General features: G+C 65.1%; 18 protein-coding genes. 3 read left to right on the plus strand and 15 right to left on the minus strand.

Translation table 11 applies throughout. The features are described 5' to 3' along the window. Positions 1-4: 4 nt before the first annotated feature. From ACCQ08_RS05790 to ACCQ08_RS05805, 4 genes are all read right to left on the minus strand, one after another. On the minus strand, positions 5-799 hold the full coding sequence (locus tag ACCQ08_RS05790; RefSeq protein ID WP_230780082.1) for an ABC transporter permease: 795 nt from the start codon (positions 797-799) through the stop codon (positions 5-7). Positions 800-802: 3 nt separating this feature from the next. Continuing rightward, on the minus strand, positions 803-1,633 hold the full coding sequence (locus tag ACCQ08_RS05795; RefSeq protein ID WP_312412202.1) for an ABC transporter permease: 831 nt from the start codon (positions 1,631-1,633) through the stop codon (positions 803-805). 25 nt (positions 1,634-1,658) lie between these two features. After that, positions 1,659-2,711, minus strand: coding sequence for an ABC transporter ATP-binding protein (locus tag ACCQ08_RS05800; protein WP_373449179.1), 1,053 nt, complete (start codon positions 2,709-2,711; stop codon positions 1,659-1,661). Between the two features lie 106 nt (positions 2,712-2,817). After that, positions 2,818-3,852: an ABC transporter substrate-binding protein gene (locus ACCQ08_RS05805; protein WP_239809898.1), complete on the minus strand. Its 1,035-nt coding sequence runs from the start codon at positions 3,850-3,852 to the stop codon at positions 2,818-2,820. A gap of 219 nt (positions 3,853-4,071) precedes the next feature. On the opposite strand from ACCQ08_RS05805, the gene ACCQ08_RS05810 reads away from it, so the two are divergent. Further along, positions 4,072-4,992 carry a LysR substrate-binding domain-containing protein gene (locus tag ACCQ08_RS05810; RefSeq protein ID WP_021028161.1) on the plus strand — a complete coding sequence of 307 codons (921 nt, stop codon included), beginning with the start codon at positions 4,072-4,074 and terminating at the stop codon, positions 4,990-4,992. Between the two features lie 162 nt (positions 4,993-5,154). Here ACCQ08_RS05810 and ACCQ08_RS05815 read toward each other — a convergent pair whose 3' ends face one another. Genes ACCQ08_RS05815 through ACCQ08_RS05825 form a run of 3 tightly spaced genes read right to left on the minus strand, consistent with a single transcriptional unit; the run spans position 5,155 to position 7,917 of the window. After that, on the minus strand, positions 5,155-6,126 hold the full coding sequence (locus tag ACCQ08_RS05815) for a Bug family tripartite tricarboxylate transporter substrate binding protein (RefSeq protein ID WP_373449180.1): 972 nt from the start codon (positions 6,124-6,126) through the stop codon (positions 5,155-5,157). A gap of 22 nt (positions 6,127-6,148) precedes the next feature. Beyond that, positions 6,149-6,535 (minus strand): hypothetical protein, encoded by a 387-nt coding sequence (locus ACCQ08_RS05820; RefSeq protein ID WP_373449181.1) that lies wholly within the window; start codon positions 6,533-6,535, stop codon positions 6,149-6,151. After that, on the minus strand, positions 6,532-7,917 hold the full coding sequence (locus ACCQ08_RS05825; RefSeq protein ID WP_373449182.1) for an acyclic terpene utilization AtuA family protein: 1,386 nt from the start codon (positions 7,915-7,917) through the stop codon (positions 6,532-6,534). The genes ACCQ08_RS05820 and ACCQ08_RS05825 overlap by 4 nt, the downstream gene beginning before the upstream one ends. A gap of 80 nt (positions 7,918-7,997) precedes the next feature. Here ACCQ08_RS05825 and ACCQ08_RS05830 point away from each other — a divergent pair, with 80 nt between their 5' ends. Together ACCQ08_RS05830 and ACCQ08_RS05835 are read left to right on the plus strand one after the other, a co-directional pair. Next, positions 7,998-8,897: a LysR family transcriptional regulator gene (locus tag ACCQ08_RS05830; RefSeq protein ID WP_239809902.1), complete on the plus strand. Its 900-nt coding sequence runs from the start codon at positions 7,998-8,000 to the stop codon at positions 8,895-8,897. A 22-nt stretch (positions 8,898-8,919) separates the two neighbouring features. After that, positions 8,920-10,272, plus strand: a complete 1,353-nt coding sequence (locus ACCQ08_RS05835; protein ID WP_373449183.1) for a hypothetical protein — start codon at positions 8,920-8,922, stop codon at positions 10,270-10,272. A 20-nt stretch (positions 10,273-10,292) separates the two neighbouring features. On the opposite strand, the gene ACCQ08_RS05840 is transcribed toward ACCQ08_RS05835, so the two are convergent. From ACCQ08_RS05840 to ACCQ08_RS05875, 8 genes are all read right to left on the minus strand, one after another. After that, positions 10,293-11,987: a glycosyltransferase gene (locus ACCQ08_RS05840; protein WP_373449184.1), complete on the minus strand. Its 1,695-nt coding sequence runs from the start codon at positions 11,985-11,987 to the stop codon at positions 10,293-10,295. A 1-nt stretch (position 11,988) separates the two neighbouring features. Next, positions 11,989-13,962 (minus strand): tetratricopeptide repeat protein, encoded by a 1,974-nt coding sequence (locus ACCQ08_RS05845; protein WP_373449185.1) that lies wholly within the window; start codon positions 13,960-13,962, stop codon positions 11,989-11,991. A 169-nt stretch (positions 13,963-14,131) separates the two neighbouring features. Continuing rightward, positions 14,132-14,533, minus strand: a complete 402-nt coding sequence (locus ACCQ08_RS05850; RefSeq protein ID WP_021025658.1) for a YkgJ family cysteine cluster protein — start codon at positions 14,531-14,533, stop codon at positions 14,132-14,134. A gap of 116 nt (positions 14,534-14,649) precedes the next feature. Then, positions 14,650-15,012, minus strand: a complete 363-nt coding sequence (locus ACCQ08_RS05855; protein ID WP_373449186.1) for a Rieske (2Fe-2S) protein — start codon at positions 15,010-15,012, stop codon at positions 14,650-14,652. Positions 15,013-15,107: 95 nt separating this feature from the next. Beyond that, on the minus strand, positions 15,108-16,586 hold the full coding sequence (locus ACCQ08_RS05860) for a M20 family metallopeptidase (protein ID WP_239809908.1): 1,479 nt from the start codon (positions 16,584-16,586) through the stop codon (positions 15,108-15,110). Positions 16,587-16,729: 143 nt separating this feature from the next. Continuing rightward, a complete protein-coding gene (metW, locus tag ACCQ08_RS05865; RefSeq protein ID WP_239809909.1) occupies positions 16,730-17,317 on the minus strand; it encodes a methionine biosynthesis protein MetW in 588 nt (195 codons plus the stop codon). After that, complete coding sequence (locus ACCQ08_RS05870) at positions 17,314-18,471, minus strand: homoserine O-acetyltransferase (RefSeq protein WP_373449187.1); 1,158 nt, start codon at positions 18,469-18,471, stop codon at positions 17,314-17,316. The genes metW and ACCQ08_RS05870 overlap by 4 nt, the downstream gene beginning before the upstream one ends. Before the next feature lie 151 nt (positions 18,472-18,622). Then, positions 18,623-19,114 carry an Lrp/AsnC ligand binding domain-containing protein gene (locus ACCQ08_RS05875; protein ID WP_230780145.1) on the minus strand — a complete coding sequence of 164 codons (492 nt, stop codon included), beginning with the start codon at positions 19,112-19,114 and terminating at the stop codon, positions 18,623-18,625. Positions 19,115-19,183 lie beyond the last annotated feature (69 nt).

Genomic DNA, 19,183 nt, shown 5'->3' on the forward strand with positions numbered 1-19,183 from the left:
TCTCTCAACCTTTGCCAATCAGGACCTTCTCCAGGCCGACCAGCTTGTCCAGGATGACCATCAGTACCAGCGTGCCGACGATCAGCACGGTGGAGACCGAGGTCACCAGCGGGTCGATGGTCTGCGCGATGTGGTTGTACATGGCGACCGGCAAGGTCATCGTGCCGGGGGTGGCCACAAACACCGTCATGGTCAGCTCGTCAAAGCTCTGGATGAAGGACAGCATCCAGCCGCCGGCAATACCGGCCATCAGCATCGGCACGGTGATGCGCATGAAGACGGTGCTGCGCGATGCGCCCAGCGACAGGCCGGCATGCTCGATCTCGCGGTTCATGCCGGTGGCCGCAGCCAGCACCATACGCAACGCATAGGGCATGATGCAGATCACATGGGTGAACATGAGCCAGAAGAACGAGCCCGACAGCCCGGCGATGTTGAAAAAGCGCAGGAAAGCCGCACCCAGCACGACGTGGGGGATCATCAGCGGCGACATGAAGAAGGCCATCAGCACCTCGCGGCCGGCAAAGCGGTAGCGGGTAATGGCCAGCGCAGCGGGCACCGCCAGCGCGATGGCGATCGACGCCGACGCCAGGCCCAGCTTGGCCGAGAACCAGAAGGCCGACTTGATCTCGGTCGCGTCGAGGATAGCCCGGAACCAGCGCAGCGACAGGCCATCGGTGGGAAAGGAGATGAAGCCCTTGTCGGTAAAGGCCACCGCCACCACGACGGCCAGCGGCGCCAGGATGAAGGTGATGAACAGCGCGTGGTAGACCAGCGCCAGAGGACTGTTTTTTTGCATGGCTCAACCCTCGAAGACAGCTTTGAAGCGGCGCTCGATCCAGCGATTGCAGCCCACGATGATGACGACATTGGCGACCAGCAGCACCACGGCAATGGCAGCGCCCAGGGGCCAGTTCAGGGTGTTGAGGAACTCGTCGTAGGCGGCCGTGGCCACCACCTTGAGGCGGCGCCCGCCCAGCAGTGCCGGCGTGGCAAAGGCCGATGCCGACAGCGCGAAGACGATGATGCTGCCCGAGAGGATCCCCGGCAGCAGCTGGGGCAGCACCACACGGCGGAACACGGTGCGCGGGCTGGCACCCAGCGAGAGGCCGGCGTTCTCGACCTGGGGATCGAGCTTTTGCAGCGAGGCCCAGACGGAGATCACCATGAAGGGCACCATCACATGCACCATCGCGATGGTCACGCCGGTCATCGTGAAGGCCAGGCGCAGCGGTTCATCGATGATGTGGAACAGCATCAGCCCCTTGTTGATGAGGCCGTTGTTGCCCATCAGAATGGACCAGCCCAGGGTGCGCACCACCACCGAGATCAGCAGCGGCGCCAGGATGATCAGCAGAAACACACCACGCCAGCGGCCCCGCATGCGGGAGATGATGAGGGTCTCGGGCACCCCCAGCACCACGCACAGCACGGTGACGATGGCCGACATCAGCGCGGTGCGGCCAAAGATCTCCAGGTAGTAGCTGTCGCTGAAGATCTCCAGGTAGTTCTTCAGCGAATAGACCTTCTGGATGCCTTCCATGCCATTGAAGACATTCAGCGACAGAATGGCCGTCAAAGCCAGCGGCGCCAGCAGCATGGTCACAAAGACCAGCAGACCGGGCCCGGACATGGCCCAGGGTTTCCAGCGGTTCTTGCTATCCACGGCTGGCCTCCTGCTGGGTCAGCACGCGCACATCCTCGGGCGACCAGTTCAGGCCCACCTCATCGCCCTCATGCAGCGCGGCGCGGCGTGCATTGGGCAGGCTGATGTGGATGTCGCCCAGCGCGGTGCTGACATTGACCACCCACTGGCTGCCCAGGAACAGCAAGGTCTTGATCGTGCCGGGCAGGCCGCCTTCGCCGGCCGGGGCCACCGCGATGCGCTCGGGCCGCAGGTAGACCAAGACCGGGCCGCTGTCCACCGGGCTGGGCGCGCCCAGCACCATGTCGGCAATCTTCACGGTCTCGCGGCTTTGGGCCTGACCTTCGAAACGGTTGGTCTTGCCCAGGAACACCGAGGCAAAGTCGCAGCTCGGCTTGTCGTAGATGTTCTGCGGCGTATCGACCTGGGCGATCTGGCCGTTGTGCATCACCGCAATGCGGTCGCTCATCGTCATCGCCTCGACCTGGTCATGCGTCACCAGGATGGTGGTGATGCCCAGCTGGCGCTGGATGGCGCGCATCTCGACATGCATTTCCTGGCGCAGCTTGGCGTCCAGGTTGGACATGGGTTCGTCCAGCAGCAGCACCTCGGGCTGGATCGCCAACGCACGGGCAATGGCCACACGCTGGCGCTGGCCGCCGGAGAGTTCACGCGGGTAACGGGCACCGAGGCCATGCAGGCGCACCAGCGCCAGCGCGTCCTGGATGCGCTGGCGCTGCACCTCGCGGCTGAGCTTGCGCATCTCCAGCCCGAAGGAGATGTTCTGCTCCACCGTCATGTGGGGGAAGAGCGCATAGCTCTGGAACACCACGCCCATGCCGCGCTGCTCGGGGCGCAGCTGGGTGATGTCCTTGCCGTCGAGCACGATGCGGCCCTGGCTGGGGTCCAGAAAGCCGGCAATCATCTGCAACGTGGTCGTCTTGCCGCAGCCCGAAGGGCCGAGCAGCGATACAAACTCCCCGCGATGGACGTCCAGGTGGAAGTCCTTGACGGCAACAAAATCCCCGAACCTCTTGGCGAGGCCCTCGATACGTAGAAAACTCATGTGAAACTCCGGGGCCTGCAGCCCGCGTGGGGCGCCGGCAGGGCCTGTGTATGACTGCGTTAGCGCCTATCCCTGGCGTCCTGGCAAGGAGGCCAGGGATGAAGGTTTAACGTTCGACGGTTCGGTTCCAGCGGTTGGTCCACTCCGAGCGCTTGACGTTGACGATCTTGTAGTCCACGGTCTTCAACTGGGCGATCTGCTCGGGGCCGTAAGGCACTTGCTTGGCGACCTTGTCGTCGAGCTTGACCTTGCTGTTCATGGGGCCCCAGGCCTGGGTCTCGGCCAGCGCGGTTTGCGCCTCAGGGGTGTAGAGGAACTGCACGAACTTCTGCGCGCCCGCCTTGGGCTGCTTCTTGGCCACAGGGCAGACGGAGGTGAACAGCGCAAACGCGCCTTCCTTGGGGTAGACGAACTTCACCGGAAAGCCAGTATCGGCCAGCGCCTTGACACGGCCGCTGCCCCAGACGCCGATGACGGCATCGCCGTTCTGGAACAGCTCGGTCATCTTGCCCGGCGATGGTTCCCAGGCCAGCACATTCGGGCCCACCTCCTTGATCAGCGCCTGGAAGCCGGGGTCGATGTTGTTGGCGCCGCCACCGTTCATTTCGGCAAACATCAGCAGGGTCTGCAGACCGTAGCCGTTGTTGATCGGCGGGATCACGGTCTTGCTCTTGAACTTCTTGTCCTTGAGGTCGTTCCACGAACTGGGAGCGGCCCAGCCGGCCTTCTTGAAGGCCTCTTCGTTGTAGAACAGGCCCGTGGCGATGACTCCCAGGTTCAGCGACTTGTTGCCCGCCGTCTTGGCCATCGGGTAGAGGTCGTTGTAGACCGGTGCGGCCTCGATGTCGCCGCAGAAACCGAACTGCACCGCCTGCTCCATCGGGCCGTCGTCCATCAGCGCCACGTCGTACTGCGGGTTGTTCTTTTCGGCCTGCAGCTTGGCGAGGGTGTCGGTGGAGTTGCCGGGCACGTAGATGACCTTGTTGCCGGTCAGCTTCTCATAGGCCGGAATGATCTTTTGCTTGAAGGCGGTCTCGGTAGAGCCGCCATAACCACCGACATAAATGTCTTCAGCATGGGCGATGCCAGCGGTGGCAGCAAAGGCTGCGGCCAGGGAGAGAGCCAGACGGGATGCAGTCATCGAAATTACCTCCAGAAAGTAGATGGGAACCAAGTGGAATTCAATCTGTCTGGTAGCCAATGATAGGCATCTGCAGGCAAAATTGAATCGGTGGATTCCTGCTTCAATGCCTTAATGGGATGGAAATTTCTCAATCGATAAGTCATTGAAATAACGACAAAATTAGTAATTTTGTAGACTATTCGATTGCATTAGGCCATTAACTCATGTCTTTACAACATGGATAAGAAGATCACACTTCGCCATCTGGAGGCGTTTCGCGCGCTGATGCTGCGCCGCTCGGTCACCGCAGCGGCACAGTCGCTGGAAGTGACCCAGCCCGTGGTGACACGGCTGATCGCCGAATTCGAGGCGCGCATCGGCATGCCGCTGTTCGAGCGGGTCAAGAGCCGGCTGCAGCCGACGTCGGCTGCGACCTTGCTGCTGGAAGACGTGCACCAGGCCTTGATGGGCATCGAGCGCATCCGCAACATCTCCGAGAACGTGCGCTTTCGGCGTCTGCAGCGGCTGGAGGTGACAGCCGCACCGGCGATGGCGACCTCGTTCCTGCCCAGCGCCATTGCCAAGTTCAGCGCCCAGTTCCCCGAGACCCTGGTCACCTTGCACATGCAGGCCTCGCCGGCCGCACTGGACATGGTGCAGGCCGAGCGCTGCGACATCGGCTTTGTGATGCTCTCACCCGACCACACCCGCTTCAAGGGGCTGGAGACCCTGGTGATCGGCAAGCTGGTGGTCGCCGTGCCCGCCGGCCACAAGCTGGCCCGCAGAAGCAGCCTGTCACCGGTCGACTTTGTCGATGAACCCCTGGTGTCGCTGCCGACGATGATGGAGACGCGCACCAAGCTCGACAGCCTGTTCCTCGTCAACCGCGTGCAGCGCCGCGTGAACATCGAGACCCAGATCTCGTACGCCGCCATCAAGCTGGTCGAGGCCGGCGCCGGGCTGGCGATCATCGACCCGTTGACCGCCTGCAGCTACCACGGGCCCGATGTGAAGTTTGTGCTGTTCGAGCCCGCCGTGCCCTGCGAATACTCGATGGTGGTCTCCAACCGCCATGCCTCTACCCTGGTGCTCAAGCCCTTCATCGACCTGGCCAAGGCAGAAATCAAACGCATGCTGCCCAAACGCTGGATTCTCTGAGCGCCACTAACACAACCCTTGATACGTCGTTGCCTCGCCGGCCGCGCCCTGCCTTGCCGTACTACCGTACTGTCTGCGGCAGTGCGTCTCGTCGGGGGCGCCAAGCCTTAACCGCAAACCTTCGGTTTGCTGGGCCGTGTTAGTGGCTCTATGAAGCGCGGGTTACTCCGGCGTAATACCTGCCGCCTTGATCACCTGCCCCCATTTGGTAGTCTCGGTCGCCTGGAACTGCGCCAGCTCGGTCTGGCTGGTGGTCCAGGAGTCCGAGCCCGACATTTCGAAGAAAGACTTGGCAGCCGCACTGCCCACCGCCTGGCCCAGCAATTGGTTGAGCTTGGCGCTGACGGCAGCGGGCACGTTGGCTGGCGCATAGGCGGCAAACCAGTAGCCCATGTCATAGCCCTTCACACCGGCCTCGGCAATCGTCGGCACATCGGGCAGCTGGGCGCTGCGCTTTTGCGTCGAGTAGCCCAGCGCGCGCAGCTTGCCGGCCTTGATCTGCGGCACGCCGGTGGAGACGTCGGTGATCATCAGGTTGATCTGGCCGCCCAGCAGGTCGGTGATGGCCAGCGGATTGCTCTTGTAGGGCACATGCAGGATGTCCACATCGGCCAGCTGCTTGAGCATCTCGCCAGCGACCCGGCTGGACGAGCTGCCGCTGCCAAAGCTGAGCTTGCCCGGGTTGGCCTTGGCATAGGCCAGCAGCTCGCCCACCGATTGGTAAGGCGCATTGGCCGGCACCACCAGCACCTGGCCGCCCTTGCCCAGGCCGGTGATCGGCGTGAAGTCCTTGACCGGGTCATAGGACAGCTTGCGGTAGAGATGGATATTGGCCGCATGCGTGGTGTTGGTGGTGATCAGCACCGTGTAGCCATCGGCCGGGGCCTTGGCCACCGCCTGCGCCGCAATCATGCCGCTGGCACCGGCCTTGTTCTCGACAATCACCGGCTGGTGCGTCTGCTCGGTCACCGCCTGGCCCAGCGCACGGGCCAGCTGGTCGGTGGCGCTGCCGGCCGCAAAGGGCACGACAAAGGTGATGGGCTTGGACGGGAAGCTCGCTTGCGCGAAGGCCAGCGGGCTGATGGCCAGGGCCGAGGCACAGGCCAGCAGGTGGCGGCGGGTGGAAAATTTCATCTTTTTGTCTCCGGTTGGTTTCTTATTCCGTGGGGGCTGGGAGGGCCGCATCGGCCGGCCCCACCAGATGGGTCTGCAAATGCAGCGGCAGCACGATCGGCATTTGCAGCACGCGAAAGCACAGGGTCTTGCCATGGCTGTCGAGGTTCAGCGCGTCGTTGACGCCGCCGTCCAGCACCTCGTCGAGCACCAGGTTCATGGCCTGCAGCTGCGGCAGCAGATAGCGCTGCACCTGGCGGGGGTGCCGGTCGGCAAACAGCGCGGCAACGGCGGCCTCGGTGACCTGCGCGCAGAGGACATCCCACAGCGCCGGGTGCCAGGCGATCACGCTGATGTTGGAGCGGTTGCCCTTGTCGCCGGTGCGCCCATGGGCCAGGCGGTACAGCGGGACGGTGACGTGGTCGTTCATGCGGCGGCCTCCTCTTGTGCGGCCCAGACAAAGCCCGTGGCAATCCGTGCCTGGGGCACCAGGCAGGAGACCATGCCCAGACGCTGGCGCATATGGCTGCGCACGCCGCCGCCGCCGGCGGGCCCGCAGCAGTACAGCGCATTGATCTCGCGCGGCAGGCGGGCAGCAGTGGCCTTGTCGGCATGCTGCCAGGCCATGCGCAGGCGCACATCAGGCGATGCGGCCGACAGGTCGGCGCCTGCCAGCCAGTCGCTGGCATCGTTGCCCCAGACGCTGGTGACACCGATCAGGTCGCTGCGCAGCGGCGCAATGCCCCGCAGGCGCTGGGCGACGGTCTGCGCGGCCAGCCGCGCACGCTCGGCCGCACGCGGGCCGGCGTAGGAAATCTCGGCCTCGGCAAACCAGCCCGAGGCATAGCAGGCGTTGACCTTGAGCGCCTCCGGGCGCGGATGGCCGACGACGCCTTCCAGCCGCACGCGGTTCTCGCCCTCGGCCCACACCTGGGCCTGGCTGATGTCGGCCACCACATCGGGGGTCAGGTAACAGCGCGGGTCGTGGATCTCATAGAGCAGCTGCTCCTTGACGGTGGCGGTGGTGATGCAACCGCCGGTGCCCTCGGGCTTGAAGATGCTGCAGTGGCCGCTGTCGTCGATCTCGGCGATCGGGTAGCCCAGCTGGTCCATGCACGGCACGTCCTTGTAGCCGGGGTCGGCAAAATAGCCGCCGCTGACCTGGGTGCCGCATTCCAGCAGGTGCCCAGCCATCGTCGCGCGGGCCAGGCGGTCCCAGTCGTCCCAGGCCCAGCCAAAATGCGCCATTGCCGGGCCCAGCACCAGTGAAGGATCGGCCACGCGGCCACAGACCACAATATCGGCGCCCGCCTCCAAGGCCTCGGCAATCGGCCGCGCGCCAATATAGGCATTGGCGCTGACCAGCGGCTGCTCGGGCATCTGCGCACCCAGGGCCTGGGCCAACATGGGCCGGTGGGCCGGGCCGCTCAGGTCATCGCCCTGCACCACGGCAATACGGGGCGCGCGCAGGCCCAGGCTGCGGGCCAGCGCGGCAATGGCGCGGGCAGCGCCCTGCGGGTTGGCGGCGCCAAAATTGCTGACGATACGGATGCGGTGCGCCAGGCAATCGGCCAGCACCGGGCGCAGCAGCTCCAGCAGCAGCGGCTCGTAGCCGGCATCGGGGTCATCGCGACGGGCGAGCTGGGCCAGCGCCAAGGTGCGCTCGGCCAGGGTTTCAAAAATCAGAAACGCGGGCTGCTGCAACGCGATCAGCGCCTGCACCACCGGCGCTGCCGCATCCACCCGATCGCCTGAAAAACCGGCTGCGCAGCCAATCAGCATCGGCGCACTCGGTGTCTTGTCTGTCTGCATAGCATCTCCTGCAGGCCACTATAGAAAATAGGCTCTATGTTGTGAAATCGATAATTGAGATTGATTAATCTGCAACGCAAATGAATCTTTCCCACCGCGATATCCAGGCCTTTCTGGCGCTGGCCAGCCAGAAGAACTTCACCCGCGCAGCCAGCCTGTGCCACCTGTCCCAACCGGCGTTCAGCGCGCTCATCCGCGCGCTGGAGGCCACGGTGGGCCTGCGCCTGTTCGAGCGCAGCACCCGGCATGTGCTGCTGACGCCCGAGGGCGAGCAGTTCCTGCTGTCGGCCCAGCGGCTGGCCGCCGAATTCGCTGCCTGCGAACAAGCCATGCGTGATACCGCCCAGCTCGCCCAGGGCCGGGTGAGTGTGGCGCTGCTGCCGTCGCTGGCGGCGGGCTGGCTGCCCCCGGTGCTGCGCAGCTTTGCGGGCCAGCACCCAGGCGTGCAACTGCAGGTGCTTGATGTGCTGTCCGAGCCCTGCATTGCCGCCGTGGCCAATGGCGATGCAGACTTTGCACTGGCCGCCATCCGTGCGGACACGCCCGATCTGCGCGCCGAGCCCTTTTGCAGCGACCGCTTTCACCTGGTCTGCCCGGTGGACCACCCGTTGGCTGCGCGGGACGAGGTCCAGCTGTCCGACCTGGCCGCCTGGCCCTTTGTGCACCTGGCCCGGCACAGCAGCGTGCGCCAGTACCTGGATGCCGCCTTCTTCCCCCAGACCATGCAGACCCTGGTGGAGGTGGAGCAGCTGGCCACCGTGATGGGCCTGGTCAAGGCCGGCCTGGGGATCAGCGTGGTGCCGGCCCTGACCTTGTTTCACTTTGTGCAGCCTGGCCTGGTCACCCGGCCCCTGGATCTGCCCGGCAGGGACCGCCAGATCTACATGGTGCGCAGGCGCGAGCCCAGCCTGTCGCTGGTGGCGCAGGCGCTGTACCAATTAATGCAACAAAAACGCCCAGATTTCTCCCATATTGGCTGATGCGCTCTACACTGCAGCGCTGATGCCTTTGACCAGCCCGCCCCTGACAACGCCTGTCGGCGCCCCTCCTCTGCCCTATCTGGCGCTGCGCACCCGGGTCTGGTCGCTGCTGGCCTGGGCGGCGCTGTTTGCGCTGCTGGCCTGCGCGATGCGCATGCTGCTGAGCTACCCGCTGTGCGTCAACGACGAGCGCAACTGGATCGGCATCGCCCAGCAGCTCGACCAGGGCGTTGCCTGGCCGGTCTCCGGGCCTGCGTTTGTGAACACGCTGCGCCAGGCGGCATGGGTGACCAATTCCAGCCATGCGCAAGTGATGCCCTGGATGGGGGTCTGCGGCGTGTTTATCGTCGTCGGCGGCCTGAGCTGGGGCTACTACCGCCTGGGACTCAAAAGCCTGGTGCCGGTGTTTGCCACGTTGGCGCTGTCAAGCTACTTCTGGGCACCGCTGATGGAGGCACGCCCGCAGCAATGGGGGCAGCTGGCGGTGTTTCTGGGCACCATCTCGGCCTGGCGCTGGCTGCAGCACCGGGGTGGCCTGGCCTTCTTCCTGGCGCTGCCGGGGGTGGCCTTCACCCATATCCTGAGCCATGCGGTGCTGGTGTTTCTCTGCCTGGTGCTGGTGGCAGCCCATGGCATGGCGCAGCGCCGCTGGAGCCTGCGCCACCTGGCCGTTGCCGTGCTGTGCATCGCCAGCTTTGCCGTCTATGCCTGGCCCGGCGGGCCGTATACCGATATGCTGCGCGACCTGCGCCAGGCCCATTTCCAGCACTGGCCGCTGAGCCTGCCGGCCTCCCTGGCGATGCTGGTGGCCGTGGCGGCAGCGACCTGGGCCAGCCGCCGCTGGTGGCACGGCGACATCCATTGGCCCACGGCCGCAGTGGCAGGCCTGGTGCGCCACCAGCGCGCTGCGGGATGGTCGCTGTGCATCGCTGCGCTGCTGATGCTGACGATGCAGGCCTATCTGCTGCCGCCTGCGGCCTGGGCGCCCTATGGCGGCTCCTGGCTGCGGTTTGTGCTGTTCCAGTCCGGCAATCTGCTGTTTGCCGGGTTCTTGCTGGTGGGCGCCGGCCGCTGGCTGGGCGGCTTTCACCACCACCGCATCGATCCAGGCATGGCCCGCTTTCTGGTCTGTGTGCTGGTCGGCATTGCGCTGCTGGGCCTGCTGGCCGTTGCCGCCTCGTGGTGGCTGCTCGACACCAACTGGATGCTGCGCGTGCTGAACTACGGTATCTTCTTTGCCGCGGCGCCCGCTGCGCTGGGCATGGAGCATGTCACCCGCCTTTGGCCGCGCTGGCGCCGGGGCTTGCTGCTGGGCGCGGGCATGGCGGCCAGTGTGCTGGCCGTCGTGCGCCCGCCGATGCTGCTGGGCTGCTGAGCCAGCAGCGCCCAGGCACCCTAACGCACAAACAAATGCCGGCCGACCAGCGCATGGCGTGCGCGGGCCCAGGCACCCACTTCCTCACCGCGCAGCAGCAAGGCGGTGCGCCCCAACTGCAGGTGGCGGATACCGCGCCGCGCCAGCCAGCGCTGCCAGATGCCCGCTGGTGCTGCCTGGGGCGGCTCACTGCCCGTCTCGCCCAGCAGATCGGCAGCTGCCCGGATGGACAGCGCACTGAGCACCTGCTCGCCGGCCAGCCGCTGGATCAGTGCCACCACATCGGACCAACCCAGCTCGGCCAGTGACACATACGCCAGGCCGCCCAGCGCTTGCGGATCCGGGCTGCGCTGGCCGCTGGCATCGACGCAGAGCAGCAGGCTCCCGGGATGGGCAGCCTGCCACCGCTGCAGCAACGGCCATTGCGCGGCCTGCTGCACCACGGCCACCTGCAGGGGCCGGGCTGCTGCCGCTGGCGGGCGCAGAATGGGCAGCCCCTCCGTGGCAGGCCGGATGCTGGCGTAGACCTCGGCAATGCGGCGCTCGCACTGGCCGATCGTGAAATAGGCGTCCGCCGCCTGCTGCGCCGCCAGGCCCCGCTCGGCCAGCTGCGCCTTGGCGGCCAGCGCCTGGCGGATCGCTTCTTTCCAGGCCTGGACCTGGTCGGGCGCATAGCACTGCCCGCTGCCCGACTGCCCCACGACCCAGGACATGCCCGAGCCATCGAGGTCGGAGGCAATGCAGGGCTTGCCATGCTGCATGGCTTCGATCAGCACCAGGCCAAAGGCCTCGGTGCGCTCGCGCGACGCGAGCGCGAAGATATCGCAGCTGTTGAACAGCGCATGCTTTTGCGCTTCGCTGACCTGGCCGAGCAGCAGGACGTTGGCGCAGCCCTGCTGCGCACGCTCGCGCGCAATCAGCGCTTCGAGCTCCTTGCGCTGCTCGCCTTCACCGGCAATGATCAGCTGCACATCGGCAAAGCCGGCCACCGCCGAGATCAGGGTGTCAAAGCCCTTGTAGTAAGTCAGCCGGCCCACCGACAGCACGCGCAGCCGCGCATCGCCCCAGAGCTGCAGTTGTGGCGCCTCGGCCTGGGCCTGCTCCAGCACCTCCTGGTGCAGCGGCTTGAGGCCCAGCGGAATGGCCAGTGTCTTGAACAACCAGCGCTGCAGTGGAACGCTGGCGGCCATATACGGTGGCGACGTGGCCAGGATGGCAGCACTTTGCCGCAACAGCTTGGTCTCGAACGGCCGGTAGATCTGGTAGCACAGCTGCAGCACGCGGTCCCATTGGGAGATCAGCACATCCGAGTGCCAGTGCGTCACCCAGGCAACGCGGCGCGCGGCCGGCATGATGAGTGCCCAGAATGCCGCATTGTTGGGCATGTGCAGATGCAGTACATCGGGCTTGAAGGCGCGTATCGCCCGGTGCAACGCCAGCGGAAAGCCCAACGCAATCGGCGCGAACACCAAGGTGATCTGCACCGGCACGCGGATGAGCCAGGGCGGGTCATCGGGCAAGGGGTCGCCATGCACCACCGCGCGGGCATCGATGCCGTTGGCACGCTGCTGCTCGATCAGATCGGCCAGAAACGATTCCATGCCGCCCCGGTAAGGCGGATAGAACTTGCCCACATGCAGCACCCGCTGCGGCGTCTGCTCGGGCGGTGCATGCAAGGGCTCGGCGCCAGGCCGGCGCCACCAATTGCGCCCCATGTTATTGGCCGCCTTGCAGTTGCTGCAGCAGCCGCTGGTAGACCGGATTGGCCGGGTCCATGGCGCTGGCGCGTTGCAGGTTGGCAATGGCCTGGGCCCGGTCGCCCTGCTCGCGGTAGGCCAGGGCCTTGCCGTAGTAGGCCGGCGGGTTGGGCTGGCGTGCCAGCGATGCATCAAAGATCTGCAGGGCCTGCGCAAAATCGCGCTTGCCAATGAATGCGATGCCCAGGCCCACTTCCAGGCGGGTGTTGCCCGGCGACATCTGCAGCAGGCGCTGGTAGTTGGCAATGGCCACATCGTAGTGGCCCGAGGGAATGGCCACCTCGGCCTGCTCGAGCAGAATCTTGGGCAACAGCACCGCTTCGGGCTGCATGCTCAGCGCCTTGGCGTAAGCCTGGAACGCCGGCTCCATCTGCTGCGTCATCTTGTAGGCTGTCGCTTGGTGGTAGGCCAGCGCTGCATTGTCAAAGCCCTGCTTCCGGGCGCTGTCGAATGCAGTGATGGCCTCGGGGTAGCGCTTGAGCAGCTCCAGCGCCATGCCCCGGTTGAACTGCGCAGAGCCCAGTGGCTCCTGCAGCGCAACGGCCTTCTCGAAATCCTGCAGCGCTTGCTCGTAGTTCAGGTTCTCCAGCAGGTAGGCGCCCCGGTTGATGAACGGGCGCCAGCGGCCAAAGGCATTGAATGGCGCCTGCAGGTCCACCTTCTGGGCCGCATCGCTCCAGGCGCTGTATTCGGTCTTGAGGCTGAGGCTGCGCTCTGCGGCCAGCGCCGTCAGCACCAGACCGGCCGCGCAGGCCAGCGCCACCATCAGCTTGCGCGGAAAGAGCAGCAGCACCAGTGCCAGCAGGGCCGGCAGCAGCATCGCCCAGATGTAGCTGCGGTACAGCACAAACGGGTCTTGCAACCAGCTGGTGACAAACTCGGTGCTGAACAGCAGCGCCGTGCACAGCAGCACCAGGCCCACCAGGCCCCAGGCATCGCGCTTGCGCAGCAGCAGCACCGCGCTGCCGATCACCAGCGCCACGTAGCCCAAGCCCCCCAGCAGATGGGGCAGGCTGCCAAAGCCCAGCGGGAAGACCGGGCGCAGGTCCAAGGCCATCCATTGCACATTGGGCAGCAGCCACAGCAGGCCGTACTCGAAGAACAGCTTGCCCTGGTTGAGCAGGCTCAGCGGGTAGATCGACGCGGTGATCCCCGGGTAGAGCTGCTCGAGCTGGCGCACATAGGCCCAGGAGGTGTCATCGGTGGCCACGGCGCCGACAAAGGCGCCCAGCTGCGTCCACAGCAGCGCGGTCAGCACGCCGATGAGCACCACGATCGCCGCGCCAATCGCCAGCAGTTTTTTCCAGGAAGGCCGTTTGACAAACACATAGAGCGGCAAGGCCAGCGCCGGCAGTACCACTGCATGCTCTTTGCTCATCAATGCGCAAAGCAGGAAGACCACGGACAGCGCCGCCCACTGCAGCCCCGCACCCGACAAGGCGCGGATATACGCCCAGCAGGCCAGCGCGGAAAACAAAGTCATCATCACCATGCTGCGCTGGACCAGATAACCTACTGCATAGACGCCCACGGGATGCACCGCAAACAGCGCGACGGCGGCAAAAATAGCGATGCGGATATGGGTGTCAAAACCCGGCTCGGCCCGCGCTTCATCGGAAAACGCGGTGTGCCTGAACAGTTCGGTCACCAGCAGCCAAATGGCATAGCAGGTGGCCAGGTGCAGCACGATATTGAAGGCACGCTGCACGGCCATACTCTCGCCGAACAGCGACTGTATCCAGACAAAGCTGCCATAGGACAGCATCCGCACCTTGGGCTCGATCAGGCTGCCATAACGGCCAAAAATGGTGCCGTCCGACAGCCGTCCGTCGTCAAATACCAGGCTGTTGTGCAGGCCCAGGCCATAAATCGTGAAGACGGCGGCCAGGAGCGCCAGCACGCCCAAAGACCAGAAAATTTTTGATTTTTGCATCGGCTAGTTGGCTCAGTAGTGCCCCAGCCTTGCGTTTGCAGGGACCGGGCAGCACCTGCGGCAGGTGCGCGAGCCATTCTAGAGGAGTATTAAGCCTCTGTATAAGCCAGGCCGGGCGCTGAGCCAACAGTCCGCTCCGCACAGCGCTGGATCATCAGGGGCGCGGCATTTATTGCAAATCTTTGTGCCCATATGCACAAAAACCCGGTTTGGGCCCTTTTTTCGGATGCAGGCGGCAGGTCTCTGGCCGTTTTTCATAAACGGTGCAGCGCCGCGCCACCGGATCGAGAAACTGGCAATCGCCGCTGGCGCGGCGCGCCATCGTGAAGATATTGTGCTTGGGGTTGTAATGGTCGATCAGCCGGGCCTTGAGCAGGCGCTTGGCAATCAGCTTGTGCGCGATGTTGTCGACCTCGAAGGCATCGACCAGGCCCAGGCGCACCAGGTCGGGCAGCTGCACCTCCAGCGGCATCGTGCAGCAGTTGGCTGCGCAGCTGTCGCAGAGCCCGGCCTTGTACTTGGTCCAGGTCTCCAGGCGGTCAACATCAACGATTCGGATCGGGGATTTCATGGCGGGGCGCTGCGCGAGCGGTCCGGCAGGCGCGGCCGCTCATTTTTGAAGGCCGCCAGTATCGCGCCAAAGCGATGTCTGGGGCGCGCGCTGGGGCATGGTGGCCTGGCAGGCGCTCAGCCCTGCTTCAGCCACACCGCGCCATCGCGCTCTTCGACTGCCACCGCGTCGAGGCTGGTACCCCGGCAGGGGCCGCCGACGCATTTGCCGGTATCGGGCTGGTAGATGGCCCCGTGGTAGGGGCACAGAATGAACTGGCGGCCACTCTCCAGAATGTCGCCATCAAAGTCCATGGGCACGCTGGCGTGCTGGCACTCGTTGATCCAGCCGTGCAGCTGGCCCTGCCAGCGGATCACAAAGGCCTTCTGGCCATTGGGCAGCTGAAAGAAAAAGGGCTTGCCGTTGTCATGCAGGTCGGCGCTGGCACCCAGCGGTTCAGTGCCGTCAAACAAGATGGTGGGGGCGGTGGGCTCGGTCATGGCGGGCGCGCTGTCGTGGTTGTGGTCGTCAAAAAGAAAAGGCAGCCGCTGCGTGCCCGGGTGCACGCAGCAGCTGCCCGGCGGGCTGGTGGCCGTTATACGCTGGCCGCCTTGGTGGGCATGCTGGCAATCACCTGGGCCACCGCGGCGGTGAGCTTCTTGGCATACGGCACATGCAGGAACTCATTGGGTCCGTGCGCATTGCTCTTGGGGCCCAGCACGCCGCAGACCATCATCTGCGCCTTGGGGAAGCCGGCACTGAGCATACCCATCAGCGGGATCGAGCCGCCCTGGCCGATAAAGCCGCAGTCCGCGCCAAAGTGCGCGCGGCTCGATTGGTTGAGCGCGTTCAGGAACCAGTCGCTGGTGTTGGGGGCATTCCAGCCGTTGGCGCCGCTGGCGCCTTCCCAGGTGACCTTGGCCTGGTAGGGCGCGTTGTCTTCGAGCAGGGTCTTGAGCTCCTGCATGCACTGCGTGGCATCGACCAGCGGGGGCAGGCGCAGGCTCAGCTTGAAGGCGGTGTAGGGGCGCAGCACATTGCCGGCATCCTGCAGCGCGGGCAGGCCCTCGGCACCGGTGACGGACAGGGTCGGCTCCCAGGTGCGCTTGAGCAGCGCCTGCGTCGGGTCGGTGGTGGTGGGCAGCGCAAACAGGCTGGAGCCATTGCAGTCGAAATGCGCCCAGGGGAAGCGCTTGTACAGCTCGTCGCCCAGAATGCCGGCCGTGGCCTGCGCCTGGGCCAGGCGCTCTGCCGGCACCGCGCAGTGAAAGCTCTCGGGCAGCAGGCGGCCGGTCTTGCTGTCTTCCAGGCGGTCGAGCACCTGGCGCATGATGCGGAAGGACGAGGGCACGACGCCCGAGGCATCGCCCGAGTGCACGCCTTCGGTGAGGATCTCGACCTTCAGGGTACCCGCGACCATGCCGCGCAGGCTGGTGGTCAGCCACAGCTGGTCGTAGTTGCCGGCGCCGCTGTCCAGACAGATCACCAGGCCCACATCGCCCAGGCGGGGCTTGAGCATGTCGATGTAGACCGGCAGATCGCCCGAGCCGCTTTCCTCGCAGGTCTCGATCAGGCCCACGATGCGCGGGTGCGGCACATTCTGGCGCTTGAGTTCCTGGATGGCGGCCACGCTGGCGTAGGTGGCATAGCCGTCGTCGGCGCCGCCCCGGCCATAGAGCTTGCCGTCTTCGTATTTGGGGGTCCAGGGGCCCAGGTCATTGCGCCAGCCGGAGAACTCGGGCTGCTTGTCCAGGTGGCCGTACATCAGCACGGTCTGCTCGCTCTGGGCCTGGGTAGCAGGCACCTCGAAGAACAGCACCGGCGTGCGGCCCGGCACGCGCACCACTTCCAGTTTCAGCCCTTCGACCTTCTGCGCCTCGATCCAGCTGGCGGCATTGCGCACCACGGTGTCGATGAAACCATGCTGCTCCCAGTTGCCATCAAAGCCCGGCGACTTGGCGGGGATGGCGATGTAGTCGGTCAGCTGGCGAAGAATGTCGCGGTCCCACTGCTGGCTGATATGGCTGAGGGCAGCATCGGCTTGCAGCTGGGCGGCGTCGAGGCGGGCGTTCATGGGCGAATCTCCTGGAGGTGCTGCCACGAAAAGGGCAGCCGCAGGCATAAGCGTACCAGCGCAGGCGCCACCCGGCTATCGCCTGCGGCAAAGCCCTGCTGCCGTTGTACAGCGCAGAGCCCGCCGCGTGGCGCGCCGTGGGCTCAGGCGTGCTCGAAGTGGAACACCGCCGTGCCGGCACGGGCATTGGGCAGCCAGCGCCGCACCTCGCCGTTCTGCAGGCCAAAGCTGTCCAGAATGTGCAGCTTGTTCTTGAGCGCCAGCACCTCGAAATCCTTGAAGGTGCCGACGCGGATGTTGGGCGTGTCGTACCACTGGTAGGGCAGGCGCTTGGTCACGGGCATGCGGCCTTGCAGGATCGACAGGCGGTTGGGCCAGTGCGCAAAGTTGGGGAAGGCGACCACGCCTTGCTTGCCGATGCGCGCAGTCTCGCGCAGCATCACCTCGGCATTGCGCAGATGCTGCAAGGTGTCGATCTGCAGCACCACATCAAAGCTGTTGTCCTCGAAGATGGCCAGGCCGTCTTCCAGGTTCAGCTGCAGCACGTTCACGCCCCGGCGCACGCAGGCCAGCACATTGGCGTCGTCAAACTCGATGCCATAGCCGCTGCATTCGCGCTCGCGCTGCAGGTAGGCCAGCAGGCTGCCGTCGCCGCAGCCCAGGTCCAGCACGCGGGCGCCCTTGGGTACCAGGTTGGCAATCGCCTGGAAGGTGGAAGAAGACTCGGTCATGCGGCCTCCTGGCTGCGGGGCAGGCCGGCGCTCAGTTCGCGGGCCATGTTTTCAAAATAGGAGCGCATCACGCCCATGTAGCGGGCATCGTCGAGCAAGAAGGCATCGTGGCCATGGGGCGCGTCGATCTCGGCGTAGCTGACGGTGCGGCGGTTGTCGAGCAAGGCCTTGACGATCTCGCGGCTGCGCGCTGGCGAGAAGCGCCAGTCGGTGCTGAAGCTCACCAGCATGAAGCGCGCCTTGGCGCCGGCCAGCGCCTGGGTCAGGTCGCCGCCAAACGGCTTGGCCGGGTCGAAGTAGTCGAGCGCACGGGTGATCAGCAAATAGGTATTGGCATCGAAGTAGTCGCTGAACTTGTCGCCCTGGTAGCGCAGATAGCTCTCGATCTGGAACTCCACATCCTGGGTGCTGTATTTCAGGTCCAGGCCTTCGCGCAGCTGGCGGCCAAACTTCTGGTTCATCACATCGTCGCTCAGGTAGGTGATGTGGCCGATCATGCGCGCAATGCGCAGGCCGCGCTTGGGAACCACGCCTTCTCTGTAGAAGTGGCCGCCGTGGAAGTCCGGGTCGGTCACGATGGCGCGGCGCGCCACCTCGTTGAACGCAATGTTCTCGGCCGACAGACAGGGGGCGCTGGCCACCACCACCGCATGGCGCATGCGGTCGGGGTACTGCAAGGTCCAGGACAGCGCCTGCATGCCGCCCAGGCTGCCACCCAGCACGGCGGCCAGCTGGCGGATGCCCAGCCGGTCCAGCAGCAGCGCCTGGGCATTGACCCAGTCCTCCACCGTCACGACAGGGAAATCGGCGCCGTAGACCGCGCCGGTGTCCGGATTCTGGTGCATGGGCCCGGTCGAGCCAAAGCAGGAGCCCAGGTTGTTGACGCCGATGACAAAGAAATGGTTGGTATCGACCGGCTTGCCCGGGCCGATCATGTTGTCCCACCAGCCCTCGCTCTTGGCCTGGCCCTCGTAGTGGCCGGCCACGTGGTGGGAGGCATTGAGTGCATGGCAGACCAGGATGGCGTTGGAGCGGTCGGCGTTGAGCTGGCCGTAGGTCTCGTAGGCCAGATGGTAGTCGCGGATGGAGGCGCCACTTTGAAGAGGGAGCGCCTCCGGGAAATGCATTGATTGGGGTGTCGCAACGAATGACATAAAAAACCCGGCAACGCTAAAAACGAGGCCGGGTCGATGGAATGCAGTCGCCTACCGAGTCTTTAGCTGGATTTATAAAGCGCCCGCAAGCTGAAGCAAATCGGCGCCGTGAAATCTGAGTGTACTGCAAATCGGCCGCGCATGGGCTGCGTCAACTGCCGCCCAGGTAGAGCCGGTTGGAGCTTTTGACCTCCTCCATCACCGCGTAGGTACGGGTCTCGCGCACGCCGGGCAACTGCCACAAGACCTCACCGGCAAAGTGGCGGTAGTGGTTCATGTCGGCCACACGGATCTTCACCAGGTAGTCAAAGCCACCGGCCACCATATGGCACTCCATAATCTCGGGCCGCACCTGCACCGCCGCCTTGAACTCGTCAAACACATTGGGCGTGGTGCGGTCCAGCAGCACCTCGATGAAGACCAGCATCGCCGCGCCCAGCTTTTGCGGGTTCAGCCGCGCCTCGTATCCGGTGATATAGCCTTCCTTGGTCAGGCGCTGCACCCGGGCCAGCACAGCCGTGGCCGACAGCGACACCGCCTCGGCCAGCTTCAGGTTGGAGATGCGGCCGTCCCGCTGCAGCACGGCCAGAATGCGCAGATCGATGCGGTCGAGGTCGTCCGGCGGGTCGATGATGGCGGTCATGGGCAGAATTTTTCACTAAGAATGGGCCACATTATGGAGAGAAATTCAAACCACAAACGATCACACTGG

It is taken from the genome of Comamonas sp. SY3 (assembly GCF_041730275.1).
Classification (GTDB): Bacteria; Pseudomonadota; Gammaproteobacteria; order Burkholderiales; family Burkholderiaceae_C; genus Comamonas; species Comamonas sediminis.

Excerpts from the sequence above, each read along its gene's own strand:
- ACCQ08_RS05820 (WP_373449181.1), bottom strand. The coding sequence starts at position 6,535 with ATGAACGACCACGTCACCGTCCCGCTGTACCGCCTGGCCCATGGGCGC.
- ACCQ08_RS05825 (WP_373449182.1), bottom strand. The coding sequence starts at position 7,917 with ATGCAGACAGACAAGACACCGAGTGCGCCGATGCTGATTGGCTGCGCA.
- ACCQ08_RS05850 (WP_021025658.1), bottom strand. The coding sequence starts at position 14,533 with ATGAAATCCCCGATCCGAATCGTTGATGTTGACCGCCTGGAGACCTGG.
- ACCQ08_RS05790 (WP_230780082.1), bottom strand. The coding sequence starts at position 799 with ATGCAAAAAAACAGTCCTCTGGCGCTGGTCTACCACGCGCTGTTCATC.
- ACCQ08_RS05805 (WP_239809898.1), bottom strand. The coding sequence starts at position 3,852 with ATGACTGCATCCCGTCTGGCTCTCTCCCTGGCCGCAGCCTTTGCTGCC.
- ACCQ08_RS05855 (WP_373449186.1), bottom strand. The coding sequence starts at position 15,012 with ATGACCGAGCCCACCGCCCCCACCATCTTGTTTGACGGCACTGAACCG.
- ACCQ08_RS05815 (WP_373449180.1), bottom strand. The coding sequence starts at position 6,126 with ATGAAATTTTCCACCCGCCGCCACCTGCTGGCCTGTGCCTCGGCCCTG.
- ACCQ08_RS05835 (WP_373449183.1), top strand. The coding sequence starts at position 8,920 with ATGCCTTTGACCAGCCCGCCCCTGACAACGCCTGTCGGCGCCCCTCCT.
- ACCQ08_RS05810 (WP_021028161.1), top strand. The coding sequence starts at position 4,072 with ATGGATAAGAAGATCACACTTCGCCATCTGGAGGCGTTTCGCGCGCTG.
- ACCQ08_RS05830 (WP_239809902.1), top strand. The coding sequence starts at position 7,998 with ATGAATCTTTCCCACCGCGATATCCAGGCCTTTCTGGCGCTGGCCAGC.
- ACCQ08_RS05840 (WP_373449184.1), bottom strand. The coding sequence starts at position 11,987 with ATGGGGCGCAATTGGTGGCGCCGGCCTGGCGCCGAGCCCTTGCATGCA.
- ACCQ08_RS05795 (WP_312412202.1), bottom strand. The coding sequence starts at position 1,633 with ATGTCCGGGCCCGGTCTGCTGGTCTTTGTGACCATGCTGCTGGCGCCG.
- ACCQ08_RS05800 (WP_373449179.1), bottom strand. The coding sequence starts at position 2,711 with ATGAGTTTTCTACGTATCGAGGGCCTCGCCAAGAGGTTCGGGGATTTT.
- ACCQ08_RS05860 (WP_239809908.1), bottom strand. The coding sequence starts at position 16,586 with ATGAACGCCCGCCTCGACGCCGCCCAGCTGCAAGCCGATGCTGCCCTC.
- ACCQ08_RS05875 (WP_230780145.1), bottom strand. The coding sequence starts at position 19,114 with ATGACCGCCATCATCGACCCGCCGGACGACCTCGACCGCATCGATCTG.
- metW (WP_239809909.1), bottom strand. The coding sequence starts at position 17,317 with ATGACCGAGTCTTCTTCCACCTTCCAGGCGATTGCCAACCTGGTACCC.
- ACCQ08_RS05845 (WP_373449185.1), bottom strand. The coding sequence starts at position 13,962 with ATGCAAAAATCAAAAATTTTCTGGTCTTTGGGCGTGCTGGCGCTCCTG.
- ACCQ08_RS05870 (WP_373449187.1), bottom strand. The coding sequence starts at position 18,471 with ATGTCATTCGTTGCGACACCCCAATCAATGCATTTCCCGGAGGCGCTC.